We start from the raw sequence: 21,940 nt of genomic DNA, 5'->3' as shown, positions 1-21,940 counted from the left end.
TTAATCTTTTAATGGTTTTAATTTTATAAAGAAGTTTATCGAATGCTGTCGTGCGCATGAGTCTGCACACCATTATTCCATAAAGTAAGTATATCTGTTGCAACAGCAGCGCCACTACCTGCGGCAATTGCTAACTGACTTCTCCAGCCCGCTAATGTTCCTATGGCGTAAATACCATCGACAACTTTATGATCGTCGTTTTTAAGCTGAATACGTTGTTTTTCAGGAAGTGCTTTTTTGTGCGGTTCTACATATTGTAATAAACCTTCGATGTCAAAAGTATTTGCAGATCCAATTCCAATAACGATATTTTGAGTAGTGTATGCGTTTTTATTGGTAATAACAGTAAAGTGAGGATAAGAACCTTCAACCTTCATTACTTTTTCATTAGGAATCTGAGTAATGTGAGGGTAAGTTTCTTCTAAATGCTCGATGCTTTCGGTTAATAACTCGGAACCGAATTTGCCTGAAGTTATTCCGTAAGCATTATAAAAAATTGCTTCCTGTAAAGAAGAATTTTTTTGGTGTGTCAATATTCCGATTTTTTTATCAGTAACAAATACTTTGTTTTTGGCAGAACCCAGAACCAGAGCACAAGACATGCCTGAAACGCCTCCGCCAATAATTAAAACATCGAACATATTATCTGCCATGCGTTTTTTCTTCGATTTTTTTTGAAATTCTAAAAATCAAAAGGATCAATACGGCGCAAAACGAAGCGGCGATTCCAATAAAAGCAATAACACTGTCTCCTTGAAAAGGATTTTGGAAGTCTAGCAAAGTAATATTAAAAACAATTAATGCTAAAGCTAGAACCACTAAAACTGAAGTGAAGATTTTCATAAGGCTGTTTAATTTTTCTAAAATAATAAAGTGGAGTTCCCTGCTTAAATAAATGCAGAATGCCTCCTGATTTAGATTTTATGGGGTAAATTTATAAAAATATATTTTAGACGAATAGACCTTTAACATTAGCAGCGAATAATTTAACAGCAATTGCTAAAAGTATTACACCAAAAGTCTTTCGGACCACGCCTAGTCCGTTTTCTCCTAATAAAGTTTCGATTTTTTTAGAAGATTTTAAAACGATGTATACCAAAATGATGTTTAGAACTATAGCAATAACAATATTGATGGTGTGAAATTGAGATCGTAAGGAAAGTAAAGTGGTCATAGTTCCTGCTCCTGCAATTAATGGAAACGCTAACGGAACGATAGAAGCTGATCCCGGTTCTTCGTCACGGTAAATTCTAATACCCAAAATCATTTCAAGAGCAAGGAAAAACAAAACAAACGATCCGGCAACGGCAAACGAGTGAACATCAATACCGATAAGACTAAGAAAGCCTTCTCCGATAAAAAGAAAAACGATCATAATAAGTCCTGCAACAAGTGAAGCTTTCTCGGATTCGATATGACCAACTTTTGCTCTTAGATTAACAATGATCGGAATAGATCCTACAATGTCAATTACTGCAAAAAGTACCATTCCAACAGTGATAATTTCCTTAAAGTCGATTTCTAGCATATTACTTTGATTTTAAGCGTTTAAAATTTTTGCAAAGGTAGATGATAAAGGTAAGTTTTTTTTTAACGCAATGTATTTTTGTTATAAAAATGAGCTTTATGGGTTTAAAAAGTGATATCTGTAACAATTAAGAAAGATATCACAGAGTATCGCAAAAATTTTTCGCAAAGATTCACAAAGTTTAAATTGTCAAATGAGTAAAACAGAATCATTATTTGCGAATCTTTGTGAAAAACGTTGTGAATCTTTGTGGTGAATTTTTTATCCGTTTTCTTTGACTATCTTTGCACTTTATAAATTTCAGTATTTTACAATCATGTTTCAATTAGGAAAAACCATTATTTCAGAAGATATTCTTGAAAAAGAATTTGTGTGCAATTTGTCAGCTTGCAAAGGAGCTTGTTGTGTTGATGGAGATGCTGGTGCACCTTTAAGTGAAGCGGAGACTAAAATCATGGAAGATATATATGATAAAGTAAAACCTTTTTTACGAAAAGAAGGAATTGCTGCTATCGAAGCTCAGGGAACCTGGGTGAAAGGTACAGACGGTGATCTTGAAACACCGTTAATTGACAATAAAGATTGCGCCTATGTGATCTTTGATGGAAAAACAGCGCTTTGTGGTATCGAACAAGCCTATAATCAGGGAATCGTAGATTGGAAAAAACCAGTTTCGTGTCATTTATATCCAATACGTGTAAAAGACTTTACAGAATTTGCTGCGGTCAATTATGATAAATGGGACATTTGCGATGATGCTTGTTCATTAGGTAAAGAATTGGAAGTTCCGGTGTATAAATTTGTCAAAGAAGCGCTAATTCGCCGCTTTGGTGCCGATTGGTATTTGGAGCTTGAAAAAGTCGCCGAAGAACTAAAAAAATCATAAAAATCCGCGAGCCATTACTATTGCTGAGAAGTGTTCAAAAAGTACTCGAAAAAAGTAAAAAGCAGATATAAAAAAAATAAAAAAGAATTGCTTTTTTTCTTGTTTTGTATTCCAAAATTCTTATTTTAAAAGGTAGCTTAAGGTCGAAATGACGATTTTAAAACACTCATTTACAATTGTTTAATAATAGCGTGAAAAAAGTCCGACTTTTACTCCGTTGTTAAAAACTACCTCCGATTGTGAATAAGTTTGCCTTTTATTTTTGGCAACAAATGACAATCTTTGTACTCTACTTGAAAAGCAAAATTTCAACACAAATATTAAACATAAAAGCCATGTCGCAAGTCGAACCAATTTTACAAGAAAACAAGAACCGTTTCGTTATTTTTCCTATCAAACATCATGATATTTGGGAATGGTATAAGAAGATGGAAGCTAGTTTCTGGACTGCGGAAGAAATAGACTTACATCAGGACTTAACAGATTGGAATAATAAGTTAAGCGATGACGAAAGATATTTCATCAAACATATTTTGGCGTTTTTTGCTGCTTCTGATGGAATCGTTAATGAAAACCTTGCTGAGAATTTTGTAAATGAGGTGCAATATGCCGAAGCTAAGTTTTTCTACGGATTTCAAATCATGATGGAAAACATTCACAGTGAAACGTATTCATTGTTGATTGATACCTACGTGAAAGACGAAGCAGAGAAAGCAGAATTGTTTAATGCGTTAGAAGTTTTTCCAGCTATTGGTAAAAAAGCAGCCTGGGCTTTAAAATGGATCGAGTCTGATTCATTTGCTGAAAGACTAATTGCTTTTGCTGCCGTAGAAGGTATTTTCTTTTCTGGAGCTTTTTGTTCTATTTATTGGTTAAAAAAACGTGGATTAATGCCAGGTTTAACTTTCTCAAACGAGTTAATTTCGCGTGACGAAGGTGTACATTGTGATTTTGCAGTACACTTACATAATCACCACCTGATTAACAAAGTACCAAAAGAAAGAATTAAAGAAATTATCGTTGATGCCCTTAATATAGAAAGAGAGTTTGTTACAGAATCTCTTCCGGTAAGTTTAATAGGTATGAACGCTGGTTTAATGACTCAATATCTGGAATTTGTTGCCGATAGATTATTAGTAGAATTAGAATGCGAACGTGTTTATGGATCAGCAAATCCGTTTGATTTCATGGATATGATATCGTTACAAGGAAAAACCAATTTCTTTGAAAAACGTGTTGCGGAGTATCAAAAATCAGGTGTGATGAATACCGATAGTGATGCTCAGAAAATTTCATTTGATGCAGATTTTTAGACAACAGGAATAATTTTTAGTGACACCAAAAACACTAAAAGAATAAATCATTTTTAAGGTTGAATCTATTATCCCTAAATCGTAGATTCAGTAGTATTTTTTTTGTTTTTCGATCTATTTGATAGGTCGGGAACGGGTAACTATTGCGAATTTCATAATTCGTAAAAATTAATTAAAAAACACACAATGTTTAAGTCCTGAAATTCGTTTTCCAGAGACTTGCAATTTTTCATAACTAAAAAAGTAAACTTATGTATGTAGTAAAAAGAGATGGCCATAAAGAGCCCGTAATGTTTGATAAGATTACAGAAAGAATTAAAAAATTGTGTTACGGCTTGAATGAGCTTGTAGATCCTGTAAAAGTAGCCATGCGTGTTATTGAAGGATTGTATGACGGGGTTTCGACATCTGAACTGGATAATCTTGCGGCAGAAACGGCAGCATCTATGACAATTGCACATCCTGATTATGCGCAATTAGCAGCTCGTGTGGCAATTTCGAATCTACATTCTAATACCAAAAAATCTTTCTCGGAAACGATGAAAGATATGTACAATTACGTAAATCCAAGAAACGGGCAAGAAGCTCCATTACTTTCTGATGAAGTATTCAAAGTAATTCAGGAAAACTCAGCTTTCTTAGATTCACACATCATTTACACAAGAGATTTTAATTACGATTACTTTGGTTTCAAAACCTTAGAGCGTTCGTACTTGCTTAAAATAAATGGTAAAATTGTAGAAAGACCACAACACATGTTGATGCGTGTTTCAGTTGGAATTCACTTAGACGATTTAAAATCAGTTATCGAAACATACGATTTGATGTCTAAAAAGTTTTTCACGCATGCAACACCAACATTGTTCAATGCAGGAACTCCAAAACCACAAATGTCTTCTTGCTTTCTATTAGCAATGCAGGATGATAGTATTGATGGTATTTATGATACATTAAAACAAACCGCTAAAATCTCGCAATCAGCAGGAGGAATTGGTTTGTCTATTCACAACGTACGTGCAACCGGATCTTACATCCGTGGTACAAACGGAACATCAAACGGAATTGTTCCAATGTTGAGAGTATTTAACGATACAGCTCGTTACGTAGATCAAGGTGGAGGAAAACGTAAAGGAAGTTTTGCGATATACATTGAGACTTGGCATGCTGATATCTTTGAATTTCTTGATTTAAAGAAAAACACTGGTAAAGAAGAAATGCGTGCGAGAGATTTATTCTTCGCTATGTGGACATCTGATTTATTCATGAAACGTGTACAGGAAGATGCTTCATGGACGTTAATGTGTCCTAACGAATGTCCTGGTTTATACGATGTTTACGGAGAAGAATTCGAAGCCATGTATTTGGATTACGAATTTAGAGGAAAAGGAAGAAAAACAATCCGTGCACGTGAATTATGGGAGAAAATCCTGGAATCACAAATCGAAACCGGAACACCATACATGTTGTACAAAGATGCGGCAAACCGTAAATCGAATCACAAGAATTTAGGAACAATTCGTTCTTCTAACTTGTGTACTGAGATTATGGAGTATACATCTAAAGATGAAATTGCAGTTTGTAACCTGGCTTCTATTTCATTGCCAATGTTTATTGATAACGGAAAATTTGATCACCAGGCGCTTTACAATGTTACGAAACGTGTAACCCGAAACCTGAACAAAGTAATCGACAGAAACTATTATCCGGTAAAAGAAGCTGAAAATTCTAACTTACGCCACCGTCCGGTAGGATTAGGAGTGCAAGGTTTAGCGGATGCTTTTATTATGTTGCGTATGCCGTTTACGAGCGACGAAGCTAAAGCATTGAACCAGGAAATTTTCGAAACATTATACTTTGCAGCTGTAACTGCTTCTATGGAAATGGCTAAAGAAGAAGGTCCATATTCTACATTTGAAGGTTCACCAATGTCTAAAGGGGAATTCCAATACAACATGTGGGGAATGAAAGATGAAGAATTATCAGGACGTTGGGACTGGGCTTCATTAAGAAAAGAAGTAATGGAACACGGAGTTCGTAACTCATTGTTAGTAGCGCCAATGCCAACAGCTTCGACTTCACAAATTTTAGGAAACAACGAAGCGTTTGAACCATATACTTCAAACATTTATACACGTCGTGTATTGTCTGGAGAGTTTATTGTAGTAAATAAACACTTACTGGAAGATTTAGTAAAATTAGGATTGTGGACGGAAACGTTGAAACAAGAAATTATGCGTCATAACGGATCTGTTCAAAACATTGATGTTATTCCACAAGATTTAAAAGATCTTTACAAAACAGTTTGGGAAATGTCGATGAAAGATATTATTGATATGTCACGTCAGAGAGGTTACTTTATTGACCAGTCACAATCGTTGAACTTGTTCATGCAAGATGCAAACTATTCTAAATTGACGTCAATGCACTTCTACGCTTGGCAATCTGGTTTAAAAACAGGGATGTACTACCTAAGAACAAAATCAGCTGTAGATGCGATTAAATTCACATTAAACAACGATAAAAAAGAAGAAGATGCGCCAGCAGCAGTTTTAGTTCCGGAAACGGAATCAATCAATGTTGAGGAATACAAAGCAATGTTGCTAAAAGCACAAGCGGCAGGTCCTGAAGATTGTGAAATGTGTGGAGCTTAATAATTTTAGATTTTAGAGCTAAGATTTTAGATTTTTAATATATTTATAAAAGCAGTTATCGTAATGGTAGCTGCTTTTTTTTAGAGATGAAGTTGATAATATAATGGATAGGTTAATTTAAGAAAGATAAAATGATTAAAAAGTCAAAAATAATAGTTCAAGACACAGAAATTTCAATTGCAACTATTGGTAGTGAGGATTATATTTGTCTTACAGATATGGTTTCTAAGTTAGATGGAGGAAATTCAGTTATTGAGAATTGGTTGCGTAATAAGAATACTATTGAATTATTAGGTGCTTGGGAGCAGTTATATAATTCAGATTTTAATTCCCTCGAATTCGAGGGAATTAAAAAAGAAGCAGGCCTAAACAGGTTTTATTTATCAGCTAAAAAATGGATTGAAACAACTAATGCAATTGGAATTAAATCAAAAGCAGGAAGATATGGCGGAACGTACGCTCATAAAGACATTGCTTTTAATTTTGGAATTTGGATTAGCCCAATATTTCAATTGTATATAATAAAAGAATATCAGCGTCTTAAAGAAGTTGAAAGTAATCAATACAATTTGGAATGGGATGTAAGACGATTAATGACAAAAGTTAATTATGTTTTACATACAGATGCTGTTCAAAAACATATAATTCCAGAAAGTTCTTTGCCTTTAGAAAAGCAAGGTGTTGAATATGCAAATGAAGCTGATTTGTTGAATTTAGCACTATATGGATATACAGCAAAGCAATGGAAAGATGCTAATCCGGATTATGCTAAAGAGGGTAAAAACATGAGGGATTTTTCAAGTATTAATGACTTATTAGTAATGTCGAATTTAGAATCTTTAAATTCTGAATTGATAAAATTGGGGACACCAAAAAGTAAGCGATTTGAATTTCTTAGAAGAACAGCTTTAGAACAACAAGAGAAATTTGCAAAAGTAGATATAGTTAAATCTATAAAAAAGTCAAATCCAATGACGTATATTAATGCAGGAAATTTTACTCCAGATGAAATTGAAGCGGAATCGAAAAAAGATATTTTAGAGGCAAGTGAAAAAAACTTACTTGATTTTAATAATAGGAAAAAGCAAATGAATCAAAAATCAAATGATAACAGAGACTTTTAAATTTCAAAAATCTCATTTGGGAGTCTTCATTTCAACGTTAAAATTGATTAAATTTGTAACACCACTAGTAATATTTATAATATGGAAATCAAAAATTTATCGAAGTATAGCAATGCTGAAAAAATTATTTTAGCAGAGCAGTTATGGGATAGTGTTTCTAAAGAAGAGTTAGATATATCTGATGATGTGAAAAGAGAATTAGATATTCGTATTCAGAATTTGGAAGAAGGTAAGTCTGAATTGTATTCTTGGGATGAGGTTAAGGCACATTTAAAAGCGATACGATAATGTACAAAATTCGTTTTGTAAAAGAAGCTTTGTATGATATTGAAGATGCAGTTTTATGGTATGAAAAGCAAAGAATCGGCCTCTCTTATGATTTTGAGTTATGTTTAGAAGCTGGAATTGATTCTATTTCGAGAAATCCGAATCTATTTCAAAAAAAGTATAAAAATATAAGAATGCATTTTATTTCCAGATTTCCTTATGGAATACATTATCAAATGGAGAAAGAAGAAATTGTTGTTATTGGGGTTTTTCACACTTCTCGTTCCCCTAAAAATTGGTCAAAAAGACTAAATCTATAGATGTTACTTAGAACTTTACTAACTCACTAGTTTTTAATTTTTATCAAATTCAATTTCGAATATCACATTTGTAACCTTTAATTCTAGAAATATCATACAAAAGTCAGGCAATTTGTTAGATTAGGGTTTTTTATTGTAAAAAAGTTAATATTTTTTTTGGAGAAGTCAAAATAATTTATACATTCGCAAAAGTATTTATTGAAAAACAAATCGCAAACACAAACAAAATGTCTAATAACCGTTTTTATTTTAGCAACTCTTTTTATTTCTTCTTTAGTAGAAGTGAGGATTGTGCTATGGTTATTTGAGAAAATTAAAAAATACAAATAAAACTAATATACAATCCTGATGCAAATCAGGATTTTTTTTTGACTATATGACAACTAAAATTGCAATACAAGGTATTAAAGGTTCTTTTCATCATCAGGTAGTGAAGGAGTATTTCGCTGAAAATGTGGCTATTGATGAGTGTTTGTCTTTTGAAGAATTGGTGGATAGCTTGCTTTCAGGAAAATCGGATCAGGCAGTTATGGCGATCGAAAATTCAATTGCAGGACCAATTATTCCGAATTATGCCTTGATTGACAAGAATAATTTACACATTATTGGAGAGCATTATTTGAGCATTCACCAAAATTTAATGGCATTGAAAGGTCAGAAAATGGAGGATATAAAAGAGGTTCATTCGCATCCAATGGCATTATTGCAATGTATGGATTACTTAAAGCAATTTCCGAATATTAAATTGGTCGAAGATAAAGATACAGCCGAAACGGCGAGAAGAATTCAGGAAAAACAATTAACCGGAATTGCAGCAATTGGGAGTAAAACAGCATCAGAAATGTATGATTTAGAAATTCTGGCTCCAGAAATTCAAACGATCAAAAACAATATGACGCGTTTTGTAATTATTAAAAAGCAAAATTCATTTTTACCTGAAAGCGAAATCAACAGAGCGTCAATCAAATTTGAATTAGACCATAAAAGAGGAAGCTTAGCAGCGGTTTTGAATGTAATGAGCGATTGCAAACTGAATTTGACAAAAATTCAATCGCTTCCAAAAATTGAAACACCTTGGAAGTATTCATTTTTCGTAGATTTTACATTCGAGAAATATGAAGATTTTGCAAAAGCCAAATCACTATTAAGCATCATGGCAGAATATTTAAAAGTGCTTGGAGAATATAAAAACACAAAGCCTTTATAAGTCTTAAAGTTGTAAAGTCGAAAGTCATAAAGTCAAAAAATAGAAAGTTAAAAAAGAGCTTAAAGCATACGGCTTACAGCCTAAAGCAAGAAAGAAAAACGTTTAAAAAAGAGCCTAAAGCCTAAAGCTTACAGCGTAAAGTAAGAAGAAAAAATGATTACAACAGCAAAAAGATTAGAAACAGTTGAAGAATACTACTTCTCATCAAAATTGAGAGAGGTTCGACAACTGCAATCTGAAGGAAAATCGATCATCAATATGGGAATAGGAAGCCCTGATTTGAGTCCGTCAAAAGAAGTTATTGAAGCAGTTGCTTCTGCAATTTTAGATGAAAACGGGCATGGCTATCAAAGCTATCAGGGATTGCCGGAATTGAGAAAAGGAATGGCCGATTTTTATCAGAATCAGTTTGGTGTTGCGTTAAATCCGAATAATGAAATTTTGCCTTTGATGGGTTCGAAAGAAGGAATTATGCATATTTCATTGGCTTTCTTAAACGAAGGAGATCACGTTTTGATTCCGAATCCAGGTTATCCAACCTACACTTCGGTAACCAATTTGGTTGGAGCGGTTCCGATTTATTACGACTTGAAAGAAGCAAATGCATGGGAGCCTGACTTCGAAGCTTTGGAAAAATTAGATCTTTCGAAAGTAAAAATCATGTGGCTTGGTTATCCGCACATGCCAACAGGAGCAAGAGGAAGTTTAGCGTTATTTGAAAAATTGGTTGCTTTTGCAAAAAAACATAACATATTATTGGTCAACGATAATCCGTATAGTTTTGTTCTGAACGATAATCCAATGAGCTTATTACAAGTAGCAGGAGCAAAAGAAGTAGCTTTAGAGTTGAATTCGCTTAGTAAAACTTTTAACATGGCGGGCTGGAGAGTCGGTATGGTTTTAGGAAATGCTGAAATTATAGATGCAGTCTTAAAAGTAAAAAGCAACATGGACAGCGGAATGTATTACGGAATTCAGAAAGGGGCTATTGCAGCTTTGAACTGCGATAAATCCTGGTTCGAAGAGCAAAATAAAATTTATAAACGTCGTCGTGAACTGACGAATAAATTGGCAGAAAAGTTAGGCTGCCAGGTTTATCAGGAAGGTGTTGGGCTTTTTGTCTGGGCTAAGTTACCAGAAGGAATCGAATCAGCTGAGAAGTTCATTGACGAAATATTATACGAGAAACATATTTTCATTACGCCGGGAACCATTTTTGGCAGCAACGGCGAAGGATATATCAGATTCTCATTGTGTGTGAAAGAAGAAAAAGTACAAGAAGCAATAGATCGGTTTTAGATTTTAGATTTTAGACTGTAGATTTTAGATTTTTTTTTCGCAAAAGTTGTTAGAAATTAAAAGAAGCAAGTCTAAAAAATAAAAGTCTTAAAAAACGAGATGTTCTAGCCCTGATAGAAGCGGCATCCTTTTGCGCCGGGGTTCGGCGGAAAAGATATAGCGGAGAGCAGGATTAGCTTCAAATAAAAAATAAAGATGAAAGTATACGTAATAGGAATAGGGTTAATAGGTGGTTCGATGGTGTTGGACATCAAGGAGAAGCATCCTGAAGCTACTATTTTTGGAATTGACAATAACGACAAACATGTGCAGGAAGCAATTAAGTTGGGTGTTATTGATCATGCAGGAAGTTTTGAGGAACTTACCGATGCAGATTTTGTAATTGTTTCGGTTCCTGTAGATGTTGCCCTGACGGTTTTGCCTAAAGTGCTGGATTTGGTTAGCGAGAAAACAATTGTTTTTGAAGTAGGATCGACTAAAAAACCAATTTGTGATGCGATAGCAAGTCACCCGAAAAGAAGAAATTTTATTGCTACGCATCCAATTGCCGGAACGGAGTATTCAGGACCTTCGGCAGCAATAAGAGGATTGTTTCAGGGAAAAACTAATATTATTTGTGAGGTCGAAAAAACAACTTTTAAGCTACAGGAAAAAGCATTGAAGCTTTTTAGCGAAATAGGAATGAGGATTCGATACATGGATCCGATTTCGCACGACAAACACATCGCTTACGTTTCGCATTTGTCGCATATTAGTTCGTTTATGCTAGGAAAAACAGTAATGGACAGGGAGAAAGATGAGCAGGATATTTTTGATATGGCGGGGAGTGGATTTGAAAGTACAGTTCGTTTGGCAAAAAGTTCTCCGGCAATGTGGACACCGATTTTTAAGCAAAACAAAGAACACGTTCTGGATATATTAGAAGCATACATTTCAAATCTGAGTCGGTTTAGGGATTTGCTAAAAGAAGAAGATTACGATGCCATTTTCGAAGAAATGGAAAGCACGAATAAAATAAAAGAGATATTAAACGGATTAACAATTAAAAAATAAAATAATTAGAAAGATGGAAAATAAGAAAGAAATGAGAAAGTGGTTAGAAGATTTCAATTTGAATCACCCACTTGTGATTGCGGGACCATGTAGTGCAGAAACAGAAGATCAGGTTTTGAAAATTGCTCATGAATTAAAAGATTCAAAAGTTAGTGTTTTTAGAGCTGGTATCTGGAAACCAAGAACGCGTCCGGGAGGATTTGAAGGTGTTGGAGAAATTGGTTTGAAATGGTTACAAAAAGCTAAAAAAGAAACTGGTTTATTAATGGGAACTGAGGTTGCAACTGCGGCTCATTGTAAATTGGCTTTGGAGCATGATATTGATGTTTTATGGGTTGGTGCCCGTACAACTGCAAACCCTTTTGCTGTTCAGGAAATTGCTGATACATTAAAAGGAACTGATAAAATTGTTTTGGTTAAGAATCCTGTAAACCCGGATTTAGCTTTATGGTTAGGTGGTGTTGAGCGTTTACATATGGCAGGAATCGAAAAATTAGGTGTTATTCACAGAGGTTTTTCTACTTACGAAAAAACAAAATACAGAAACATTCCAGAATGGCAAATTGCTATCGAATTACAAAATAAATTCCCTGATTTACCATTAATCATCGATCCATCTCACATTACAGGAGATCGTAAAATGATTTTTGAAGTAACGCAAGAAGCTTTAGATTTAAATTACGATGGTATGATCATCGAAACACATTACGATCCGGACAACGCTTGGTCGGATGCTGCTCAACAAGTTACGCCTGAGTCTTTGAAACAAATCATTAAAGATTTGACGATTAGAAAAACAGACGATACTACAGATGAGTACAGTTCAAAAATGACTAAATTAAGAGCTAATATCGACGTTCTTGATGCTAACTTATTAGAGTTGTTAGGAAAACGTATGAAAGTAGCAGACGAAATTGGTCAGGTGAAAAAAGATGCTAACGTAGCAATTCTTCAAAACAACCGTTGGAATGAAATCTTAGGAAAAATGATTCTTGAAGGTGAGAAAAAAGGTCTTACTGAAGAGTTTGTTTTGAGAATGTTCAAAGCGATTCACCAGGAAAGTATTGGTCACCAGGAAAAAATATTTAATGCTTAATTGTTTTAAATTATATAAGTGATATAAGTTTTCTGAGTTTTTAAAGAAACTTGAAGTTAAGTTTACTTATATCACACTATTAAAAGTAGATTGTTTTTTTAGAATCTCCATCGCTTCTCATGAAGTGTTGGAGATTTTTTTGTTTTATAGAAATTCGCATTCTACTGGCTTTATTACTGATATGGTTAAAATTATTCATTTATCTTTGCACAGATTTAGAATAACTAATTAAAATCTAAATTCAGATATCTAAAATAAAAAAATGACAGGAATCGTATATAAATCTACAGGAAGTTGGTACACTGTAAAATCTGAACAAGGCGATTTTATAGAATGCCGTATGAAGGGGAAGTTTAGGATGAAAGGTATTAAAAGTACAAATCCTATTGCTGTAGGTGATATTGTCGATTATGAATTAGAAGAAACATCAGATGCCATTACAGGAACGATTCATAATATTCATGAAAGAAAAAACTACATCGTTCGTAAATCTGTAAATTTATCACATCAGATGCACATTATTGCGTCTAATATTGATCGTGTGTTTTTATTGATTACCATAAATAATCCTCCAACCACATTTAATTTCATAGATCGTTTTCTGGTAACTGCAGAAGCATACGGCATTGAAACTATTTTAGTCTTTAATAAGATAGATACTTTTGATGAAACCACGCTTGACGATCAGTTGTACATGCAATACGTTTATCAGCAAATAGGTTACAAATGTCTTCGCGTGTCTTCAACAGAAATGAAAGGAATTGAGGAATTAAAAGAAATGATGATTGACAAAGTAAGCATGTTTTCAGGACATTCAGGTGTTGGAAAATCGACTTTGGTAAATGCAATGGAGCCTTCGCTGCATCTTAAAACCAAAACTATTTCTGAAGCAAGTAAGCAAGGTCAACATACAACCACTTTTGCTGAAATGTATGATCTTTCGTTTAATGCTAAAATCATTGATACGCCCGGAATTAAAGGTTTCGGAATTGTAGATATGGAAAAAGAAGAAATCAGCGGATACTTTCCGGAATTCTTCCGTTTAAAAGACCAATGTAAATTCAATAATTGTTTGCATAAAGAAGAACCGCATTGCGCTATCAAAGCAGCTCTTGAAAAAGACGAAATCGCCTGGTCACGCTATAACAGTTATTTGAAAATTCTCGAAGGTGACGACGAGCATTACCGAACAGATTCGTATGATGAAGACCGAAAAGCAAGCGATGAGTTGAGAAAGTAATTTTGAATGGTGAATGGTTAATTGTGAATTATGTCTGAGAATGTTATAAAAATAAAATCCTTCAGTTTTGCATTGAGAATTATTAAATTATTTCAGTTTTTAAATCAGGAAAAAAGAGAGTTTATTTTAAGCAAACAGTTACTTCGTAGCGGGACATCAATTGGAGCATTAGTTCGTGAATCTGAACAAGCAGAAAGTAAAAAAGATTTTATTCATAAACTTGCTATAGTACAAAAAGAAGCTAATGAGACAGATTATTGGTTAGAACTTTTGTTTCAGTCAGATTATTTAAATGAAACTCAATTTAAGTCTATAAAATCTGATATTCTGGAGATCAATAAAATCTTAGCGTCAATTATAATTACAACAAAACAAAAATTGGCAGCCAAATAATTTACAATTAAAAAGTGAGTTATCAAGAATAGTTACCACAAAAGAAAAATAGTAGCTTAGTAAATTCACAATTCACAATTTATAATTCACAATTTATTATGAGAGTAGTTCTTCAAAGAGTTTCTTCAGCTTCTGTAACTGTCGAAGGAAATAAAACAGCTGATATTCAAAAAGGATTATTGGTTTTAGTAGGTATTGAAGATGCCGATACACAGGAAGATATTGACTGGCTCGTTGGAAAAATCATTAAAATAAGAATATTTGGCGATGAAAATGATGTTATGAACTGCTCGGTTCAGGACGTCGATGGCAACATTATTGTTGTAAGTCAATTTACACTACACGCTTCTACAAAAAAAGGAAACCGTCCTTCGTACTTAAAAGCTTCAAAACCTGAGTTTGCAATTCCTATGTATGAGAATTTTGTTAGCACTCTCGAAAAAGAGTTTGGTAAAAAAATACAAACCGGAATTTTTGGTGCAGATATGAAGGTTAGTCTGCTAAATGACGGACCCGTAACGATAATAATTGATAGTAAAAATAGGGAGTAAAAAAATCTTAGATATATCAAAGCGCAGTAAACGGAAGCACTCTTTTTTCGAATAATCGATTTTTTTTAGATCATACTCCCGTTACCGATGCTTTTATTATTGTTTATACTTCAAAAATTGAAACATCAAACACAGTTATTCACTAATTTTTCAATTTGACTTTCCATTAGTAATTGGCTTGCGTCGAGCATTTTTATTACATGAATATAAGGTGTAAGCAAATCCGAATCAAATTCTACATTAGTGGGACGTAATGCCAGATGTATTACTTCGCAGAGGAAGAATTCGAAATCGGCTAAGGAGTGTTCTGCAAAGGCATTTTCAAACACCGTAAAAGGATTTTCGTATTCTTCGATTGTTAAGGAAGCCAAAGAGAGTATGGATCTTTTTTCGGCGGATACTGCTGTAACCTTCCATTTTTTGCTTTTGTGTTGCAGTGCCGAACATGCTCTAAGAAAAGAGCGAAAAGCGGTATAAGAAAAAAACACATCTCCGGGACATTCTTTTTGATAGATTTCGTCTTTACTTCTGTAAAAAACTATTTCGCTCAGGGTTTGTTTGTAATAAGTCAGATTCTCAGAACCTAAAAAGGCATCAACGACTTCAAATGGGTTTTTTAATTCTTGGTGTGCCCAAAAAGTAGTTTCAAAAGATATTTTATTTTTTTTCATGCGGAAACGATATAAAGCGTTTGCCTATCCATATAAAATGAAAATTTATTCATAATATTGGATAAGTTAATTTGATGATAATTTAATTAGCTACGATCCTCTATACTAGTTTGTCGACGAGGTAGAGGATCATTTTTTATGTATTAAGTAAACGGCTTAATGAGCATAAAGGAGATAAAGTTCTATTTCACAGTTATAAGTTGTTTTAAAGGTTCGACTTTGTGATACGAAACTTAAAACAAAACAGAAAAAATAGCGCTAAGAATTTAAGGAGAGTTTTGAGCATAAAAAAGGCGCGGAACTCAGCTTACTGCCCTTGAGGTACTGGTATACCCTTGCAACAATAAGTGAGCCCACGCCATAGGACGTGAGCATCTTACTTATCATCTCGTTGCAAAAATTACCAGTTTTCAAGAGCGAGACTCAAAGCGAACGCTTCAAATGTTTTATATGAAGAATCGCAAAAATACAATCCTGGCGGATTAAAAGCAAATATAAGAAAAATGGACAAGTATTCTTAATGGTGAACAGCTTTTTTCTGTAAATAAATCAGTAATACTGATGTAAAAACTTACATATGAAGCTATAGATAAATCTATTTCTCTGAATATTAAGGGTATACTTTGTTAAAAGTAGATATGTAATTTTTTTAGAAAAATTGAAAAATTGCTCGAAAAAATGAAAAAGGAAAAGATGCTTCGGCATCTTTTTTTTTAAATCGCTCCATAATAAAAAAAATGATTTTAGGAGATTATGATTACAAATAATAAATATGTACTTTTCGCACAAATTTTAAGAAACCTGCCCAATCCATTAGCTTTTAAGATTAATTGATGAGATTGAAAATTACAATTTCGTTCGAATTGTTTTGGTAATTAGAGAGCTTAAAATACAATTTTACAACCTACTAAAACGAAAATACAAAATGTCGCATTTTTCAGAACAAGTTCATATTTCTGTTGGAAGTTTTACTCAAAACGTTGTCTATTATGATTTAAAGGTCTCTCAGAAAATGGGTGATCATCATCATTTTTCTTTTGTCTGGCAATACACAGGTAAAGCAATTATTAATCCTGCAGATCAGGCAAAAGCTTTGAGAAGTTATTTAGGTGATGAAGTAATTTTTACTTTTAAAAGCCTTACAGGAATCAAATTAATGAGTAAAGGTATCATTACTGAACTAACTTCAATTGATCTTCACGGAGGTCCGGCAGGATTACACGTTTCAGGAGTAAGTCATAGTATTGTTTTGGACGATATGAAAAGATCCCGAACATTTAAAGAACGGAATATGGATGACATCGTGGTGAGCCTCTTTAGTGAAGGTCCCGGCGAGTTCTACCAAAGAGATTCTATAAAATCAACCTACCGCAAAGAATTTAAAAATCTGGTACAGTATAACGAAACTAATTTTGAGTTTATAAACAGATTGTCTCAACGATACGCACAATGGTTTTATTTTGACGGAATGCGCATGCAATTTGGACAAACCAAACAAAGCAAAGTAAAGCTAATCAATGGCGCTTCGCTTCATGGCTTTACCATTCAAACTAATATGACTTCGCATAAAATATCCTTAACAGGATTTGATTATAACAATGCTTCTAATCTTCGAAATTCATCGGCTAAAACGGCTACAGGCAGTAAAGATAGCTTTGCAACGGTGATTAACTACAATCAGGGAACTGTTACCAATCCTGACTTAAACAATGGTGTTTATACAGTGAATGCCAACAGCAAAGAAGACATTGAAGAAATGGTAACGATGCAAACAGCGGGAAGCGACGCCAACAGCGTATACTACAGTGGAATTTCTTATTTTCCGATAGGTGTTGGACAAGTATTTACTATACAAAATCAAACTGTAGAACATGAACTTATTGCTATCGAGGTGGTTCATCACTCACAGGTTCATGGAAATTACTCTTGTGAGTTTAAAGCGATTCCTGCTGATGTAAGCGCACCACATTATACCAACGTCCATGTTTTTGCCAAAGCTGAAAGCCAACCTGCTAAGGTAAAAGAGAATAACGATCCTGAAGGATTAGGAAGAATAAAAGTTGAATTCTACGGTGCAAGCGGAACAGCTGTAACGGAATGGATTCGTATGGTACAGCCTTATTCCGGTTCAGGAAAAGGTTTCTACTTTATTCCAGAGATAGGAGAAGAAGTATTAATAGGTTTTGAAGGAAATAATATTCAAAACCCGTATGTAATTGGAACACAATACAACGGAAACGATAAAAGCCCATATTCGGATAGTAAGAATAATATCAAAGCTATTCATACTAGAAGCGGACTTATTATAAAATTTACCGAAGATGAAAGTATTGTTATTTCTGATGTAGGTGGTAACGAAATAAAATTAGACAGTGTTGGTGGGAATTTGGATATCACCTCTTTAAAAGCTATCAACTTAAATGCAGAGACAATCAACTTAAATGCTAGTCAGAACATTAGTATTAGTGCGGGCGTAAATATTTCTGAAAGTGCAGGGGGTGATAAAACGACTATTGTTGGAATGATGCTAAACACCAATGTTGGTGGAGATCACATGCTGAATGTTGTAGGTAATTTTATGGAAAATATTGAGGGTAATTTAGAATCACATACTGGTAAAGAAAGGCAGGAGACATCTGCAAAAGAATATGTTATGCATAGTGCTGAGGATAATTTTTCTTTAAAATCTAATAAAGAATTACAACAGCATAGTGGAGAAAAAACTAAAAGCTAAAGTATGTCAAGAATAAGAATAGTTGGAGGAAGTATCACCAAAACAAGTAAAGGTGCTACAATACTAGAAGCTTTAGATGGAAACTTGACAATGAGTGCTGCAAAACAAGTTATATTGGACGGCGGAGAAAACGGCATTACCCATCATGAGTATGTACCACCAAAGAAAAAAGAAGAAGATAAAACTGACGAACCTAAAATTTTAGATGCAAAATGTATTGTTCAATTTAGACCGAACGGTTCTTGGAAAGGAGAGTTTGGTTTTGATTGGTTTAGAATTGGAGATACAAGGCGCCAAGGCGATGTAAACTATGAAACTTTAGTAGGTAGACACTATGATAAAGAGTTAACAGATACTTCAAAGCAAATTGTTAATAATGGTAATAAATGGTCGACTAATTTTAAAGCTGATCCTCAGCCTGCTGAATTTTCGAGATTTAACAGAATAGATCAACTAAAAGAATTATATGGTGTTTATGAATATTCATTAGAAAATGATAGTTCAGGTAGTCCAATAAATAAAAAATATTACAAGCCAGTTCTTGCATTGTTTGCTAGGGAAGCTGATCCTCTAAGACCGAGGAAATTTATAGAGACTGGAATAGCACAATTAGATTTATATATTCAGTTTGAGAAACAAGGTGGAACAGAAATAAAGCCTAGTAAACTGATTTTTGAGATGGATGGTGTGCTAATGGATGAAAATCATCCACTAGTAAGTATAGATAGACATACTATTTTACAGAATAAACTAAGAAATAAAATAGAGAACATTGAAATTACTTGTAAGGCTGAGTTTGCGGAAGATAAAGAAATAAAAGTTTGGGCAATTTCGGTAGATAAAGCAGGAAATCAAACGGCAAAATTATTGGCAGGAGTGTTGAAAATGATTGCTCCTGCTAAGAAAGCAACAAAAAATATTTTACTGGTTTTAGTTAATACCAGTAAGGGAACAGGGAGCTCTAATGGGTTAGATATTTTAAAAAGAAATTTAAAACAAGCTTTAATCAAAACCAATATAGTAACCAAGGCAATGAAAATGGGTGTTTTAGAATCTGTGAAAATTGACTTATCAATTTCTGCCAATAACGTGGATAATAAAGACTTTAATAGTAGTTTTCAAGTTGATGTAAAAGATTCTGAATATTCGAATATTGGAAATAGAGAGGGTCTTGATGACTTTTTAAAGGATACATTAGAAAGGGATTATCCTGGTCAGTTTCAAGATTATTTTAAACTTTTCTTTTTAGCAAATGGTACTGATATAGTTTTTGATAAAGACAAACTATTGACAGGTTATACTGCGGGGTATTCAAGTTTAAAAGCAAATTTTGGTGTTATGTTTAAAATGCATAATGAATATACAATTGCTCATGAATGCTTACATGGTTTAGGATTACGTCATTCATTTTTTGGTGTAAATTTACCAAATGAAATTTCATTTTGCTATCAAGCTCAAACAACAGATAATATAATGGATTACTCACATAATTTACCAACACCGATTCCTAGAATTACGACATGGTATTGGCAATGGAAAATATTAAATAGATTATGAAAAAGATACTGCTTTTAATTATAACATTATTGTCTTGTAGCTGTAAAACAGGATTAATACAAAACGATCTTAAAAATAATTTTTTTGAAAGATTTCCTATCGAAAGTTGGAATACTGAATTTGTTGATTTTAAGACAAGTGATAGATCGCAATATTATATCTATAAAGGTTTAGAATTTTATCCAACTGGTAGTGCACAATATTGGGAAATTTATGTATATCCACAGAAAGATCAATTTTACACCGTTGTTTATCAATATGATAAAAAGAGTTATAAAATAAGAAGAAAAGGGAAAGTCTTCGGTTGGGATCCTTATACTGAAACATTTAAAATTGGTATTTGGTATGAATATAATGAGCAAGGGAAGTTAATTAAAGAAATAGATGAGGATAAAAAGTTTGGAAAATTTAGTTATAATGAATTACTTCAATTTCTTGATAAAGAAAAATTAATAAGTTTAAAGAAAGGTTTGAAAGATGATGTAAATAGAAGAAACAAAATGGTTGGGTCATTTTATTCTTCTGAAACATCTGATAAAAAACTATGGAGTGTTTACGTGCATACTGGTTTATCGTACACTATAGAAACACCAGATAATCAAATAGGAGAAACACGAACACAGCCGGGGAAAAGATATTTTATCGATGGCAATACTGGAGAGGTTATAAAAAGAACTGAAGAAACCTTAGAATATTATAAAGAGATTGGTTTTAATTAGTATTCTGAGGAAAGATATTTTCTGCAATCTTGCACTTTCGGATAGTGAGAAATCTTCGCAAGTAGCCCCAGCTGTGCATTCTATGATAAAAAACAAATAAATAAGGTTAAAATTTATGATGCAAATTTATAGGTATTTATATAGGGAGTTTCTCTAGCTATTACAGCGAAAACCCTGCTTATAAGTTTGCATCTAATATTATTTAAAACTAGCATTGAATTTTTGCCTTCTGCTTTTTTCTTACTATAATATTCTTTTAATTGAGGGTCATATTTTAATGTTGTCATAGCGCACATTTGCAATAATGACTTCATTTTTTTATCTGCCATATGATTTACTCTCGTCCTTCCTTTTACACTGGAACCCGAACTATATTCAAAAGGAGCAACACCTGAATAACAGGCAAATTGTCTCCAATTTTTAAATGCCGTAAATCCTTTTGTAGCAATTATTAAATAAACACTAGTTTGTTCCCCCAATCCTGGAATTGATTTAATAAGTTGAGCTTGTTTGCTTAATTGTTCGTTTGATTTTATTACTTCTTTGATTTTTAATTCGATTTTACTTATTGAATTTTTAATAGATTTGACTAACGATTGATTGACCTGAGATACTTCTTTGAAAATTATTTTATTAGTAAAAGCTTTGCTTTCCTTAGTCGTTTGTATAAGCAATAGGGCTTTTAGCATTTTTTCTCTCTCTGTGTAAAGGATTTTTAATTTCTGAATATCTATACTTGATAAAGTAAATAGTTTTAATTTATCAATGTTTCTATAACTGTAATAAGAAATATCTTTAGCGTCAGTTTTATCATTTTTCCCTCTTGAAATTCCTTTTGATCTTTTAATTTCTATAGCGGGAACAATCCATAAGTCTTGATAGAGGTTTACTAAAACAGTCGATAAATAGTTAGTATAAACACCTGTATTTTCACAGCAAAAAAGAGCTGATTCGCTATCAATTTTTTTATTAAGTTTCTTAATAAAAATAGAAATACTTTTAATGCTGTTTTCTATGATAAAATGTTCTGATTTAAGAGTTAACGAATCAAGAATATTAATATCCAATTTAGCTTTTGATACATCAATCCCCACATAAAATAAATACTTTTTCATAACTTTGAATTTAGGATAAACAAAAATGTTGAACTTCTTTAGAGCCTTTATTAGACCGTCATGTCTATCATTCTATTTGAAGCAATTCAACGGGATTCAAGGAGAAGGCAGAGGACTAATGCACAGCTTAGTTCTTAACTAGCGAAGTCTAAAGTTCACCTCTGCTTTCCTTTGAATAAATTTAAAATTTTTTATCAAATCCAAAGTAAAGGCGAA

Annotated in this window: 21 protein-coding genes; 16 read left to right on the top strand and 5 right to left on the bottom strand. The window is 33.2% G+C overall.

Going from position 1 to position 21,940, the window contains the following annotated elements; translation table 11 throughout:
* Window positions 1-35 precede the first annotated feature (35 nt).
* From B0A66_RS10980 to B0A66_RS10970, 3 genes are all read right to left on the bottom strand, one after another.
* Window positions 36-641, bottom strand: coding sequence for an FAD-dependent oxidoreductase (locus tag B0A66_RS10980; RefSeq protein WP_089049919.1), 606 nt, complete (start codon window positions 639-641; stop codon window positions 36-38).
* Window position 642: 1 nt separating this feature from the next.
* Window positions 643-843: a hypothetical protein gene (locus tag B0A66_RS10975; protein ID WP_089049885.1), complete on the bottom strand. Its 201-nt coding sequence runs from the start codon at window positions 841-843 to the stop codon at window positions 643-645.
* A 106-nt stretch (window positions 844-949) separates the two neighbouring features.
* Complete coding sequence (locus B0A66_RS10970) at window positions 950-1,528, bottom strand: MarC family protein (protein ID WP_089049884.1); 579 nt, start codon at window positions 1,526-1,528, stop codon at window positions 950-952.
* 316 nt (window positions 1,529-1,844) lie between these two features.
* On the opposite strand from B0A66_RS10970, the gene B0A66_RS10965 reads away from it, so the two are divergent.
* The 13 genes from B0A66_RS10965 to dtd all read left to right on the top strand — a co-directional run bounded on the left by B0A66_RS10965 (window position 1,845) and on the right by dtd (window position 14,928).
* On the top strand, window positions 1,845-2,414 hold the full coding sequence (locus B0A66_RS10965; RefSeq protein WP_089049883.1) for a DUF3109 family protein: 570 nt from the start codon (window positions 1,845-1,847) through the stop codon (window positions 2,412-2,414).
* A gap of 335 nt (window positions 2,415-2,749) precedes the next feature.
* The gene (locus B0A66_RS10960) at window positions 2,750-3,727 is read left to right on the top strand and encodes a ribonucleotide-diphosphate reductase subunit beta (RefSeq protein ID WP_089049918.1); all 978 of its coding nucleotides are present in this window, start codon (window positions 2,750-2,752) and stop codon (window positions 3,725-3,727) included.
* A 251-nt stretch (window positions 3,728-3,978) separates the two neighbouring features.
* Window positions 3,979-6,378 carry a ribonucleoside-diphosphate reductase subunit alpha gene (locus tag B0A66_RS10955; protein ID WP_089049882.1) on the top strand — a complete coding sequence of 800 codons (2,400 nt, stop codon included), beginning with the start codon at window positions 3,979-3,981 and terminating at the stop codon, window positions 6,376-6,378.
* Window positions 6,379-6,509: 131 nt separating this feature from the next.
* A complete protein-coding gene (locus B0A66_RS10950) occupies window positions 6,510-7,502 on the top strand; it encodes a KilA-N domain-containing protein (RefSeq protein WP_089049881.1) in 993 nt (330 codons plus the stop codon).
* An 81-nt stretch (window positions 7,503-7,583) separates the two neighbouring features.
* Window positions 7,584-7,790, top strand: a complete 207-nt coding sequence (locus B0A66_RS10945) for an addiction module protein (protein WP_089049880.1) — start codon at window positions 7,584-7,586, stop codon at window positions 7,788-7,790.
* Window positions 7,790-8,089: a type II toxin-antitoxin system RelE/ParE family toxin gene (locus B0A66_RS10940; protein ID WP_089049879.1), complete on the top strand. Its 300-nt coding sequence runs from the start codon at window positions 7,790-7,792 to the stop codon at window positions 8,087-8,089. The genes B0A66_RS10945 and B0A66_RS10940 overlap by 1 nt, the downstream gene beginning before the upstream one ends.
* Window positions 8,090-8,465: 376 nt before the next feature.
* Window positions 8,466-9,296, top strand: a complete 831-nt coding sequence (locus B0A66_RS10935; protein WP_089049878.1) for a prephenate dehydratase — start codon at window positions 8,466-8,468, stop codon at window positions 9,294-9,296.
* Between the two features lie 153 nt (window positions 9,297-9,449).
* Window positions 9,450-10,595: a pyridoxal phosphate-dependent aminotransferase gene (locus tag B0A66_RS10930; RefSeq protein ID WP_089049877.1), complete on the top strand. Its 1,146-nt coding sequence runs from the start codon at window positions 9,450-9,452 to the stop codon at window positions 10,593-10,595.
* Window positions 10,596-10,790: 195 nt separating this feature from the next.
* Window positions 10,791-11,648 carry a prephenate dehydrogenase gene (locus tag B0A66_RS10925; RefSeq protein ID WP_089049876.1) on the top strand — a complete coding sequence of 286 codons (858 nt, stop codon included), beginning with the start codon at window positions 10,791-10,793 and terminating at the stop codon, window positions 11,646-11,648.
* A gap of 13 nt (window positions 11,649-11,661) precedes the next feature.
* Window positions 11,662-12,744, top strand: coding sequence for a bifunctional 3-deoxy-7-phosphoheptulonate synthase/chorismate mutase type II (locus tag B0A66_RS10920; protein ID WP_089049875.1), 1,083 nt, complete (start codon window positions 11,662-11,664; stop codon window positions 12,742-12,744).
* A gap of 262 nt (window positions 12,745-13,006) precedes the next feature.
* The gene (rsgA, locus tag B0A66_RS10915; protein WP_089049874.1) at window positions 13,007-13,984 is read left to right on the top strand and encodes a ribosome small subunit-dependent GTPase A; all 978 of its coding nucleotides are present in this window, start codon (window positions 13,007-13,009) and stop codon (window positions 13,982-13,984) included.
* Window positions 13,985-14,014: 30 nt separating this feature from the next.
* Window positions 14,015-14,377, top strand: a complete 363-nt coding sequence (locus B0A66_RS10910) for a four helix bundle protein (protein ID WP_089049873.1) — start codon at window positions 14,015-14,017, stop codon at window positions 14,375-14,377.
* Between the two features lie 98 nt (window positions 14,378-14,475).
* Complete coding sequence (gene dtd, locus B0A66_RS10905) at window positions 14,476-14,928, top strand: D-aminoacyl-tRNA deacylase (RefSeq protein ID WP_089049872.1); 453 nt, start codon at window positions 14,476-14,478, stop codon at window positions 14,926-14,928.
* Window positions 14,929-15,053: 125 nt separating this feature from the next.
* Here dtd and B0A66_RS10900 read toward each other — a convergent pair whose 3' ends face one another.
* Window positions 15,054-15,599, bottom strand: a complete 546-nt coding sequence (locus tag B0A66_RS10900) for a hypothetical protein (RefSeq protein WP_089049871.1) — start codon at window positions 15,597-15,599, stop codon at window positions 15,054-15,056.
* A gap of 925 nt (window positions 15,600-16,524) precedes the next feature.
* Here B0A66_RS10900 and B0A66_RS10895 point away from each other — a divergent pair.
* Genes B0A66_RS10895 through B0A66_RS10885 form a run of 3 tightly spaced genes read left to right on the top strand, consistent with a single transcriptional unit; the run spans window position 16,525 to window position 20,609 of the window.
* Window positions 16,525-18,333, top strand: a complete 1,809-nt coding sequence (locus tag B0A66_RS10895; protein ID WP_089049870.1) for a type VI secretion system Vgr family protein — start codon at window positions 16,525-16,527, stop codon at window positions 18,331-18,333.
* 3 nt (window positions 18,334-18,336) lie between these two features.
* Complete coding sequence (locus tag B0A66_RS10890) at window positions 18,337-19,890, top strand: zinc metalloprotease (protein WP_089049869.1); 1,554 nt, start codon at window positions 18,337-18,339, stop codon at window positions 19,888-19,890.
* A complete protein-coding gene (locus B0A66_RS10885; protein ID WP_089049868.1) occupies window positions 19,887-20,609 on the top strand; it encodes a hypothetical protein in 723 nt (240 codons plus the stop codon). The genes B0A66_RS10890 and B0A66_RS10885 overlap by 4 nt, the downstream gene beginning before the upstream one ends.
* A 113-nt stretch (window positions 20,610-20,722) precedes the next feature.
* Here the strand turns inward: B0A66_RS10885 and B0A66_RS10880 are convergent, their stop codons facing one another.
* The gene (locus tag B0A66_RS10880) at window positions 20,723-21,724 is read right to left on the bottom strand and encodes a transposase (RefSeq protein ID WP_089049867.1); all 1,002 of its coding nucleotides are present in this window, start codon (window positions 21,722-21,724) and stop codon (window positions 20,723-20,725) included.
* Between the last annotated feature and the right edge of the window lie 216 nt (window positions 21,725-21,940).

Source organism: Flavobacterium hercynium, assembly GCF_002217285.1.
Lineage (GTDB): Bacteria > Bacteroidota > Bacteroidia > Flavobacteriales > Flavobacteriaceae > Flavobacterium > Flavobacterium hercynium.
The sequence above is the reverse complement of the archived record's forward strand: the minus strand, read 5'-3'. Positions and strand labels throughout refer to the sequence as shown.